Raw genomic sequence first — 12,007 nt, 5'->3', positions numbered from 1 at the left:
CACCTCATTCTGTCTTCATTTATCTATCAAAATGTGCCAGTTCTGTAATAGAACCTTGTACTTCGACTGTCTCAGGAGCACATAAATAGATATTAGGCCCTAATTTAGAAATGGAGCCGCTAAGTGCGTACACTGTTCCAGACAAGAAATCTACGATACGTAAGCCAAGTTCACTTTGAACACGTTGTAAGTTTACTACAACTGATTTGCGATTACGAATTTCATCTGCAATTGCTTGTGCTTCATCGTAGCTTTTAGGTTCACATAATACCATTCGCGTATTTTTCTGAGTGTGTAGACTTACGACATTGTTACCAACATTAGAGAACTGTTGATTTCTAGATTGTTTACGTGATTCGAATGGATTCGTTTCAACTTCTTGATCATCATTTGTAGATACACGTTCACGTTCTGTTATTTCTTCTTCCTCTTGCAAACCAAAATAATTCATAAACTTGTTAATAACACTCATTATTCATCCTCCTCTGTTCCAATTAATACTGTTCCAAGCCGTACAAAGGTAGCTCCTTCTTCAATTGCAATTTCATAATCATTGGACATGCCCATGGATAGTTCAGTTACGGTACACTTGCCATTCCCTTTTGCAATTAACTCATCACGTAATTCTCTTAATTGGCGGAAAACTAACCTTGTCTCCTCTTTCTCAAGTTCAAAGGGAGCCATAGTCATTAGTCCAATTGGTAGTAAGCGTGGGTATTGTTGCAACTGTTCCAAAAATAGCGATACCTCAGCAGCACTCATTCCTTGCTTCGACTGCTCTCCAGATACATTAACCTGAATAAAGCATTTGACGGTTACATCTAACTTTTCAGCCTGTTCCTGAATAGCACTTGCTAATGAAAGTCGATCTAAAGAATGAATGTACTGAAATTTACCTACAATATCCTTCACCTTATTACGTTGCAATGTTCCAATAAAATGCCATGTTGGAGTTGCTTGTCCAGCTCCTGTATGTTCATGTATGTAATCCCATTTGTCTTTTGCAGTTTGCCAGCGGTTTTCGCCTATATGCAACACGCCTGCTTCCACAGCTTCAACGGTTCTAGCTACGGAAACATACTTTGTTACTCCAATGACATTTACGGTACCTGATTGTCTGCCAGCACGAGAAGTAGCTTGAGCTATTGTCTGCTGCACATGATGTATTCGATCCTTTATACTCATTCATAGATCACCTTTCTCGATAGGCCAATCCAACTAGCCATTCTACCTGTTAATCCATTCTCCACACGATGACTAAAGAACATATCTGTCCTACAGCCAGTGCATAAATTACTTAATTCGATATGAGTCGGCAATATTCCTGCTTTTATCATAATCTGTCGGTTCATTTCTTTCAAGTTAATATGAGCCTTTTGCGAAGAAATAGGCTTAATTACATGGTCTATCGAACATTCCTGTAGTTCAAGCCTTTGCCATAACGCTACAAATTGCTCTACAACATAATGATCTACTTCATAGCAGCATTGATCTATCGATGGACCAATCGCAACCATAAGCTGATCTGGCTCTGTTCCAAAGTTTAATTTCATCGCTTCAACCATCTCTATTGCAATTGCCGAAGCTGTTCCTTTCCACCCTGCATGTGCTAAACCTATTGCTTCGTGAACAGGATCCCAGAATAATAAGGGTACACAGTCCGCATAAAATGAAGTCAACAAAATGTCAGGCACGTTAGTTATCATTCCATCTGCACCTTGAAGTGCATCTGACATCGTTAGTCTACCGCGTCCACGATCTTCAGTTGTCACTTTAACAACTATATTCCCATGTACTTGCTGGGCATTCGTCCAAGCATCAAATTCCCAACCAATACTATCAGTTAATAATTGTCGATTGCGAACGACTGCTTCTACCTCATCATTAACATGTAATCCTATATTGAAAGAGGCATATGGCTTTTCGCTATAGCCCCCCATTCTTGTCGTAAATCCCGATGTTAAGTGCTCACATTGCATCATCCATTTTTGGAGTAACAATTGATGTGATGCTTGACTAGCAACAAATGGTTCCATCTCGCTCACCTTCCGTCATTTCTTTATGACTTTAAGTGTAACTTGTTAGATACGAGCATGCAAATCTTCCTCCTCTGTTCGAATTGATCTCGTTTCTTCCATTCGTACAAGGACGACATCTGTACCGATTTTCACAATATTACGCCAAGGAATGACAATCTCCGAACCGGCTGTACCAAATATACCGAACATGCGTTGAACTTGAGGAATAACAATCGAATCTATCTTCCCTTGCCGTAAATCCAATTCAATATCACTAATATGCCCAAGCTTTTTACCGTCTACAATATTAATAACATCTTTGGATTGGAAATCAGATATTTTCATAATACTCATCCGCCCCTTTTACAAGCTATGATCGTTTAGTATATGTATGAAAAAGTTAAAGTATATCCGACTCTAAAGCAAATCCAAATAGAATTTCAACGTTATAATGTAAATAGAAAAAGCTGTTTCAAGATCCATTGATGAATTAGCCGTAACAATATGTATTTACAAGTACATATTGTTAAAACTCCATTCACTAATAGTCTCAAAACAGCTGTGGAAGTCAATAATTATAGTTTATGCATTAACATATTTCTGCATTTGTTGAATTGCTGATTTTTCTAGTCGAGATACTTGTGCCTGTGAAATCCCTATTTCGTCTGCTACTTCCATCTGAGTTTTTCCTTCAAAAAACCTCATAGATAAGATCATTTTTTCACGATCATTCAAGCGATGCATTGCCTCACGTAATGCAATCTCTTCAATCCATGTTATATCTTTATTCTTCTCATCACTAATCTGATCGAGAACATAAATCGGATCGCCACCGTCATTGAAGATAGGCTCGTACAAAGATACAGGGTCTTGAATTGCATCTAATGCAAAGACGACATCCTCCTTTGGAACATTAAGCAGCTGTGAAATTTCCATTACTGTCGGTTCGCGCGCAAATTTATTCGTCAAACTATCTCTCGCTTGCAAAGCTTTATAAGCGATATCACGCAAACTCCGTGAAACTCTGATTGGGTTATTATCGCGTAAATACCTTCGGATTTCACCAATAATCATCGGAACAGCATAAGTAGAAAACTTCACGTTTTGACCTAGATCAAAGTTATCAATGGCTTTCATTAAGCCAATACAACCGACTTGAAATAAATCGTCAACAAATTCGCCCCTGTTATTAAAACGTTGAATGACACTTAAAACTAATCTTAGATTTCCATTTACTAATTTCTCTCTCGCTCCCCATTCATTACGAGTTTGTAGACCAGTGAATAATTCGCGCATTTCAACGTTTGTTAGGACTGGTAGCTTAGCAGTATCCACGCCACAGATTTCAACTTTATTACGGGTCAATATCATTACCTCCCAAGGAGAAACATTATTGATCATTATCTCCTTGGGGAATGATTTTATTCCTGTTTTGACAATTTGCGACAAGATTCAGCGACTACTAATTGGATGTGAAAGTGCTTTTTTCACTGTCATTATGCATTTGAAAACGCTTAATAAGTTGTGTGATTTTCCTATAATTGTATTTAAAATCATATTCAGATAAGGTAGGATCCATGTTGAATTTCAAGATAACCGTACACAGTTCTCCGGGATTTAATCGTTTCCAAGCCCATATCATCCCATGTTTATGTTCTTCACTAATATAACTAACATTAGAAAGTACTTCTCGACCACCCGCAGCAAGGATAAAATGGTTACTCGAAATTGATCCTTCATATTTTCCAGTATTTTGTACATTTGTTTTTATAACAACTGATTGTTGATCTATTTGCAACTCGATCAATGAAAAGGTTAGTTGAAAGCTCAAATAGCTTAGCATAATTGGCTCTGTAGAAGTCATGATAGTAGGCATAAGCTGAAATACACACCCTCCCTGCCACATATTTTTGGATTACACATATCTATAAGGTTCAAATCGTTCGTATGACAGTTCCGAGAAACTATTACGATGCAATACTTCATCATCACATGCGAACATTTTGAAATTCCTGCTAATAGCGTATGCTTTTCACCCCAAAACGTACTGTGGTTGTCTAGGTTATTATCATGTATTTTAGAGCATTTTATTAAATTCTTTTCGTAACCGCTTAATAATTCGTTTTTCTAGACGAGAAATATATGATTGTGATATTCCTAACATATCTGCAACATCTTTTTGTGTTTTTTCTTCGCCATCTGCAAGACCAAATCGTAATTGCATAATAATTCGTTCGCGATCAGAGAGCTTCTCAAGTGCTTTTTGAAGTAATTTACGATCAACTTGCTCTTCAATATTGCGATATATCGTATCATTTTCAGTGCCAAGCACATCAGATAAAAGTAATTCATTACCATCCCAATCAATGTTCAGTGGTTCATCAAAAGATACCTCTGATCTCGTCTTAGAATTTCTTCTCAAATACATTAATATTTCATTTTCAATACAACGAGAAGCATAAGTAGCTAGTTTAATTTTCTTTTCTGGATCAAATGTATTTACTGCTTTAATAAGACCTATCGTACCTATAGATACAAGATCTTCAATATTAATACCAGTATTTTCGAACTTACGGGCAATATATACGACTAGACGCAAATTACGTTCAATTAAAATCGTACGGATGCTACCATCACCAGAAGGTAATTTGAGGAGCAGATATTCTTCTTCTTCTCGTGTTAATGGTGGAGGTAATGCTTCGCTACCACCAATATAGTAGATCATCTCATCCTTGAGCCCTAACTTTAACATCAACCGATAAAAAGAAATTTGTGCCAACAACTTATACTTCAGCATCATAGTTTGTTCCTCCTAAAACTTTTCATTGGCTTCAAGACATAACTTCATTGGAATGAAAAGTTACATCGGAAGCATAGACTAAAACTTTTCATTGGCTTCAAGACATAACTTCATTGGAATGAAAAGTTACATCGAAAGCATAAACTAAAAATTTACATTAGCAGCTTAAAGTTCTCATTAACCTACCTGCGTTACTTAGTTATCAAAGTCCACAAGTGGGCTTTCAGAACCGAGAAGATGGAGCTAATTTTCGGAAGGAGGAAACGCAAGTGTACGTTATTGGTACATGCGTACCGGACTTCCGAAATTCGCTTCATATTCGACGCCGACTACGCTACAACGCATACTCATCGTTATCAAAGCCCACTGACCATTGAGGGGTGGATTATCGCCTGATACGACCCATCCCCACTCAACTGACCTCCATCAAAGCCGATAAGCACCTTGACGCTTTCAAAGCTCTTACCTTCATGATTGACTTTCACACAATCAGGCTTTACTGCTAATAGAAATTGTGAACCTTTATTCACACCCCGAAAGGGGATTATTCTAATTCGATCTTGCCATTGAAATTGGAGTTGCTCATCAGATAACAACATTAAAGCATCGTTCGTTTCTCCTTGCTGTAAAGCTTTCAAAAATTTAGCGGGCAACGCATCTTGCAATCTTGATACTTCGATAATCATAACTGGATATTTCGTAAGGGGATCATACAATTGATTTCCAGTATCAATTAATCCAGTACATGTGAATATTTGACCGTCGATATCTACCTCTACATCAGCAAGATGAGTCTCCATCAGTTGATGCTTCTTTTTACTTCTGACAAAGTTAGAAAACAAAAAAAGAGCAATTGCGAAACTAGCAAACAGATAAAAAATTCCAATATGTAGCTTCGTTGTTACCGTCCCACCAATAAACAGTACATTTGCCCATACTTCTTGTGAGCTTCTCATAAGTAGATAGTATAGTGCCATCATCCCTCCAGCTGCTACAAAACTAACGATATAGAAGCTTACAATATCTCGCAAAAAAGATTGTAATGAATAATAGCCGAATGTAATGTATATCATGAGTAGAGAGACAAATAGCTTAATCGAAATATGGTACAGGGACGACAGACTAGGAAAGACCATTGCCATTGTATATAACGCTCCGACAGAGCCAGCAAGTAGCACACGCCAAGCCTTAGGCTTAAAACCTCGTATCCAACCTGTTGTTAACAATAATACCCCATCTACTAATAATTCTCGCAGCAGCAGAACGTCTAGATATACCTTCATGTAATACCTTCCTTCAACTACAATGAAAATACATACTTCCTGTAGTACCAAGCGATTACTTCTAAAACAGTATATTGGATATATACTCCAAAGTCTGTCTGTTTATGTCAGCATTGGAGTTCTATTTTTGTCGGAAAAAGTGGTCATTACTAGATTACTAAACTAGAAAAAGGGCTATACACTTACATCACTGTAAGAGTATAGCCCTTTTATATGTTTATACTAAGTTGTTATTTGCGACGTAGAAAAGCAGGAATTTCTAAATCATTAGAAAGGTTTGTACCAATAGGCTTCGTCGCTTGAGACTTTCCCGCTTCACCAGCATCGTTACCTTGACCAACTTGACGACGAGGTGCTGCTTCGGCAGGTTTTGCTTCAAAACCTGTCGCAATAACAGTTACTTTAATTTCTTCTTTAAGATCTTCATCAATGATCGCACCGAAAATCATGTTTACATCTGGATCAGATGCAGAAATAACAATTTCAGCAGCTTCATTCACTTCATATAATGATAGATTGCTACCACCAGTAATATTCATAATTACACCACGAGCTCCATCGATAGATGTTTCAAGTAATGGACTTTGAATAGCTTTACGAGCAGCTTCAGCAGCACGATTCTCACCAGATGCAATACCAATTCCCATAAGTGCAGAACCACGCTCAGTCATAATCGTCTTCACATCTGCAAAGTCAAGGTTAATTAGACCTGGAACCATGATTAGATCAGAGATACCTTGGACTGCTTGACGTAGTACGTTATCTGCTTCACGGAATGCTTCAAGCATTGGAGTTTTCTTATCTACGATTTCTAATAGACGATCATTAGGGATGACGATTAGTGTATCTACTTTTTCTTTTAACGATTCGATTCCATGTTCCGCTTGTGCAAAACGTTTACGACCTTCAAAAGTAAATGGACGAGTAACTACACCAACAGTTAAAGCGCCGCACTCGCGAGCAATTTCAGCAATAACAGGGGCTGCACCAGTACCTGTACCACCGCCCATACCAGCTGTAACGAATACCAAATCGGCACCTTTTAGCTGATTAGCAATAAGATCACGAGACTCTTCAGCAGCTTTTTTACCTACTTCAGGGTTTGCACCAGCACCAAGACCACGAGTAAGCTTATCACCGATTTGCAGTTTGTGCTCAGATTTTGCTAGGTGTAATGCTTGCGCATCAGTATTAACAGTTATAAAATCTACACCTTTTACACCATTCTCAATCATACGGTTAACCGCATTACTACCGCCGCCACCTACACCAATTACTTTTATTTGCGCTAGTGATTCTAGTTCTAAGTCAAATTCCAACATCTACACGACTCCCCCGTCAAATAAATTCCTGAAACATATTTTTAATGCGTTCTAACATTCGGGGTTTTGACGAAGCTGGAGAATTTCCTTTACGACTAACAGCCTTCTTCGTAGTGCTAGCTCCTCGTACACCCATGTACTTTGATACGTATTGTATCATTCCTACCCCACTGCTATAAGAAGGATCTTTTACTCCAATATAATCTGGTAAAGCTATTCTTACATTGTTTTCTAGTTCTGATTGTGCTAATGCTAGTGTACCTGGAAGAGATACTGATCCTCCCGTTAATACATATCCATCAACTTTATCACCATAACCAAGTGCATGAACTTCCTGCTTAATAAGCTGGAATATTTCTTGCATACGAGGTTCGATAATGCTAGCTAAATCTCTTTGTGAAAATTCTTTTTCTACATTACTACCCATGCGTGTAACTTTGAATTTCACTTCATCAGCTGCATCATCTGCAACAGCACAACCAAATTTTAGTTTTATTTTCTCTGCATGATCTGTTTGTGAACGCAATCCATAAGCGATATCGTTTGTAACAAACTGACCGCCAATTGGCAATGAAGAAATCGCACATATACCACCATCTTCATAGATAGCAATTGTTGTAGATCCACCACCGATATCAACGAGTACAGTACCTGCTGACTTTTCATCTTTAGATAATGTCATTACACCTGACGCAAGTGTTAAAAGAATAACGCCATTAATTTTTAGCCCTGCTTTATCGACACATCTAACTAGATTATGTACAGAAGATTTGGCACCAGTAATAACTGTAGCTTCTACTTCTAAGCGAACACCTATCATTCCACGCGGATCTGAAATTCCTTCTAGTCCATCTACTACATACTGCTTAGGTACGAGATTAATTATTTCACGATCTGGGGGTAAGGTTACTACCTTGGCAGCTTGAAGTACACGATCGATATCTTCCTCACCGATTTCGCGATCTTCATTAGAAACTGCAACTACTCCATGATTCGTTTGTACACCAATATGACTACCTTGGATACCAACATAAACCTCTGAAATTTCAATATCTACCATACGTTCGGCATGCTCAATCGCATTTTTAATAGATTGAACCGTTTGATCAATATCTACAATAGCACCTTTACGAATGCCTTCAGAGTCTGCTGTACCAACACCAATGATATTAATGGCTCCATCACTTACTTCGCCAATTATTGCTCGTACTTTGGATGTACCGATGTCCAAACTGACAATTATGTCACCGTTGCTCATTGCGCGGCACCTCCGTTTCAATAAATATTTATAGTTGTAATGAATGAGTTTAGTTATTCGTTTTTGCACTAATAGGTAAATAGTCTACTTACATTCTATTCAACACTATTTGCACTTTCCCTCTTTTTTCAACAATTTTTTCAGATATTTATCAAAAAAAAGGAAAAGTTCATGAAAATATGAAATAGAAATCTAGTTCAACTAGACATAAAAGTTACTATAAACTCATAAAAATAAATTAGACAACTAAAATTTTACCACTCTTTACTCTAGTTGAGTAGAGTCTTTTTACTCAGTTTCAGTATTTTCCATATCTTCTCTGTTAAATGGTTCATACGTATCTGCAAGTAATAAGGTTAGCTTACCTGGTGCTTGTGTTTCAATAACGCCATTCATCGCTTCTACCTTCTCGCGTATTAAACTTACAGCTGTAGTAACTTCGAACTTTGTGCGTGTATATATTAAAATTCGATCTGGGAAAGCAACGGAAGGAATAGGTGCGATCTCAGATATGTCAGCGAGCAAAGTTGAATTAATAGAAGAAAGTTGCTTCATTAATTCATTTTTATATGGATCATTTTTACTCCATCCGGTTAATATAGGTTTGTCCATTATTTGTAGGCGATCATTGTTTGTTTTAATACTCGCTCCACTAGCTAATAAAGCAATTAGTTCGCCTTTGTCGTCAAATTCAAAAGCCACTACACTATATTCTGTAACAGCAATTTTGATTATCCCTGGAAAATGCTTAGTAACTACCGCTTTATTAATGGTGTTTAAAGTTTTGACATTGTTTTCAATCTCTTCCGCAGAACTGAACACGAAAGAATCCCCTACTTTTAGACCTGCTGCATTCATAACCTCTGTACCATTTACAAATTGGGTACCAGTGATTTGCACTTCCGTAATTTTACTTAACGTAGAATTAAAAAATACAATAGATAAAATAGCAAGAAATAAGATAACAATAATTGCAATTAATTTTTTATTTCCCTTTTTTTTCGGCTCTGGCTCTTTGAGCACTGGCATTTGAGATTGCATAAACTTGTCCACTCCTTAACACAACGCGGCCTCCTCATCGGTGATGAGGAAGCCGATTATCATTCCAACGATTACTGTGCATATGTTTCGTTTTTGGATAATGCAGTTAATCTCGTAATTCTAGCCCCTAATAACGTTAACATATCCTCAATTCGATCATAACCACGATCAATATGGTGAATTCGCTCTACGATCGTTCTCCCTTGTGCTGCAAGACCAGCAATTACAAGTGCTGCACCCGCTCGAAGATCAGTCGCCTCAACAGTAGCACCATATAAACGAGGCACTCCTCGAATATAGGCTGTATTCATATCTACTCGAATATCAGCGCCCATACGAGCCAGTTCATCTACATGCTTTAATCTGCCTTCAAAGATATTTTCTTTCACTACACTGACACCATCTGAGAGTGCAAGCATAACCATCATCTGTGATTGCAAATCAGTAGGGAAAGCAGGGTAAGGTGCAGTAACAATCTTCTCTACCGCTTTGCTTCTGACTCTACTGTCAACTTTTATTATATCACCGTCTACTTGGATTTGAATACCTGCTCGACGCATGACATGAATTAAAGAAGTTAGATGACTTGGTTGCGTTTTGTGTAATGTAATTAGTCCACGAGTTGCCGCTGCAGCAATCATTAGTGTTCCTGTAACAATTCGATCTGGAATGATACGATGCTCACATGATTGTAGCCGCTCTACACCATCGATTGTAATCGTATCTGTACCTGCGCCGAGCACTTTAGCACCCATTGCATTAAGGAAATGTTGCAAATCTTGAATCTCTGGCTCTCTTGCAGCATTCGTAATCGTTGTTCGACCATCCGCTAGCACCGCTGCCATCATAATATTCTCAGTAGCACCTACGCTTGGGAAATTCAGATGCACATCCGCACCCGTTAGTTTCTGTGCACTGCAAATAATAGAATTTCCTGTTTCCTCAATTTGCGCACCTAGTGCCTTCAAGCCGTCTAGATGAATATCGATCTTCCGTTCGCCAATCGCGCAGCCGCCTGGTTGATAAACTTGAGTCTTTCTGTACTTTGCAAGTAGTGGGCCCATGAGAAAAATTGATGATCGCATTTGCTTCATCAACGATTCTGGTACATGTGAAGCAGAAGCCTGCTCCGTGTCAATGATAATCGTACTTCCCTTATGCTCAACTCGACATCCTAATTCTCGCAAAATATGGATCATCACTTCAATGTCAAGTAAATGAGGAACATTTTCGAGCACGGTCGTTCCTTCAGCCAGCAGACTGGCAGCCATAATCGGCAGCACTGCATTTTTCGCGCCTTGGATTACAACAGTTCCTGACAGAGGTTTGCCGCCCTCAATCACCAATCTGTCCAATGTATCACCTCCGAGTTACCGCTCGCCCATTACCAATACTTCAGGTATCAATTCAATACCATAGCGTTCTTTCACAACACCTTGAATATGGGTAATTAAAGCGAAAACGTCTTTAGCTGTCGCCTGTCCTGTGTTGATAATAAAATTGGCGTGAAGCTCTGATACTTGCGCTCCTCCACATTGGAACCCTTTCAATCCTGCTTCCTCAATCAATCTTGCTGAAAAATCACCGGGGGGGTTACGGAATACACTCCCAGCACATGCAAGTTGTAGTGGTTGAGTTAGCAATCTACGTCCCTTATGCTTAGCCATTTCTGCAGTAATCACTTGTCTATCACCAGCTTCTAATTCAAAGCTAGCTTCAACAACAAATCCGCTCATTTCCTGCAATACAGAATGACGATATGAGAATTTCATATCATCGCTTTTATACGTTACCAATTCACCATTAGACAGAACAATTTCGGCTGACTTAAAAATACGTGACACATCAGACCCATGCGCACCTGCATTCATGTAGACAGCACCGCCTACAGTTCCTGGAATACCGCCTGCAAATTCCAAGCCTGTTAAGCTTTGTTTGCTTGCCATAACAGCAAGCTTAATAAATGAATAAGCTGCTCCCGCAATGACAGTATTACCTTCGAAGCGCACATAATCTAAGCCATCAGTTGGCTTAATCACAACACCACGAATCCCTTTATCACTTACTAGCATATTAGATCCACGTCCGATACTCGTCCACGGAATACTATGCTTACCAAGTAGCTTGATTAGTGATATAAGTTGCTTCTTGCCTCGTGGAAGGATCATCAGATCAGCCGTACCGCCGATCTTCCATGTTGTATGCTTCGACAGTGGTTCGTTGACGAGATATTCCCCAATTTCTAACTCCTCAAGTTCCGCTATAAATAAATTCAATTGTATGTC

13 protein-coding genes are annotated in these 12,007 nt (G+C 38.6%); all 13 read right to left on the bottom strand.

Going from position 1 to position 12,007, the window contains the following annotated elements; genetic code table 11:
• Positions 1-19: 19 nt before the first annotated feature.
• A complete protein-coding gene (locus NV377_RS13475; protein ID WP_258199443.1) occupies positions 20-472 on the bottom strand; it encodes a cell division protein SepF in 453 nt (150 codons plus the stop codon).
• Complete coding sequence (locus tag NV377_RS13470) at positions 472-1,185, bottom strand: YggS family pyridoxal phosphate-dependent enzyme (RefSeq protein ID WP_258199442.1); 714 nt, start codon at positions 1,183-1,185, stop codon at positions 472-474. The genes NV377_RS13475 and NV377_RS13470 overlap by 1 nt, the downstream gene beginning before the upstream one ends.
• Positions 1,182-2,036: a peptidoglycan editing factor PgeF gene (gene pgeF / locus NV377_RS13465; RefSeq protein WP_258199441.1), complete on the bottom strand. Its 855-nt coding sequence runs from the start codon at positions 2,034-2,036 to the stop codon at positions 1,182-1,184. The genes NV377_RS13470 and pgeF overlap by 4 nt, the downstream gene beginning before the upstream one ends.
• 45 nt (positions 2,037-2,081) lie before the next feature.
• A complete protein-coding gene (locus NV377_RS13460) occupies positions 2,082-2,363 on the bottom strand; it encodes a YlmC/YmxH family sporulation protein (protein ID WP_258199440.1) in 282 nt (93 codons plus the stop codon).
• A 237-nt stretch (positions 2,364-2,600) separates the two neighbouring features.
• Positions 2,601-3,383 (bottom strand): RNA polymerase sporulation sigma factor SigG, encoded by a 783-nt coding sequence (gene sigG / locus NV377_RS13455; protein WP_258199439.1) that lies wholly within the window; start codon positions 3,381-3,383, stop codon positions 2,601-2,603.
• A gap of 97 nt (positions 3,384-3,480) precedes the next feature.
• Positions 3,481-3,894: a hypothetical protein gene (locus NV377_RS13450; protein WP_258199438.1), complete on the bottom strand. Its 414-nt coding sequence runs from the start codon at positions 3,892-3,894 to the stop codon at positions 3,481-3,483.
• Positions 3,895-4,095: 201 nt separating this feature from the next.
• Positions 4,096-4,818 (bottom strand): RNA polymerase sporulation sigma factor SigE, encoded by a 723-nt coding sequence (gene sigE, locus NV377_RS13445; protein WP_258199437.1) that lies wholly within the window; start codon positions 4,816-4,818, stop codon positions 4,096-4,098.
• Positions 4,819-5,174: 356 nt separating this feature from the next.
• Complete coding sequence (spoIIGA, locus tag NV377_RS13440; RefSeq protein ID WP_258199436.1) at positions 5,175-6,101, bottom strand: sigma-E processing peptidase SpoIIGA; 927 nt, start codon at positions 6,099-6,101, stop codon at positions 5,175-5,177.
• Between the two features lie 230 nt (positions 6,102-6,331).
• Positions 6,332-7,423: a cell division protein FtsZ gene (gene ftsZ / locus NV377_RS13435; RefSeq protein ID WP_258199435.1), complete on the bottom strand. Its 1,092-nt coding sequence runs from the start codon at positions 7,421-7,423 to the stop codon at positions 6,332-6,334.
• A gap of 16 nt (positions 7,424-7,439) precedes the next feature.
• Positions 7,440-8,681 carry a cell division protein FtsA gene (gene ftsA, locus NV377_RS13430; RefSeq protein ID WP_258199434.1) on the bottom strand — a complete coding sequence of 414 codons (1,242 nt, stop codon included), beginning with the start codon at positions 8,679-8,681 and terminating at the stop codon, positions 7,440-7,442.
• A gap of 288 nt (positions 8,682-8,969) precedes the next feature.
• A complete protein-coding gene (locus NV377_RS13425; protein WP_258199433.1) occupies positions 8,970-9,722 on the bottom strand; it encodes a cell division protein FtsQ/DivIB in 753 nt (250 codons plus the stop codon).
• Between the two features lie 71 nt (positions 9,723-9,793).
• Positions 9,794-11,077: a UDP-N-acetylglucosamine 1-carboxyvinyltransferase gene (gene murA, locus NV377_RS13420; RefSeq protein ID WP_258199432.1), complete on the bottom strand. Its 1,284-nt coding sequence runs from the start codon at positions 11,075-11,077 to the stop codon at positions 9,794-9,796.
• 15 nt (positions 11,078-11,092) lie between these two features.
• Positions 11,093-11,998 carry a UDP-N-acetylmuramate dehydrogenase gene (gene murB, locus NV377_RS13415; protein ID WP_258199431.1) on the bottom strand — a complete coding sequence of 302 codons (906 nt, stop codon included), beginning with the start codon at positions 11,996-11,998 and terminating at the stop codon, positions 11,093-11,095.
• Positions 11,999-12,007 lie beyond the last annotated feature (9 nt).

Source organism: Paenibacillus endoradicis, from assembly GCF_024721975.1.
Note: the sequence above shows the minus strand (reverse complement) of the source record. Positions and strands in the feature narration are given on the sequence as shown.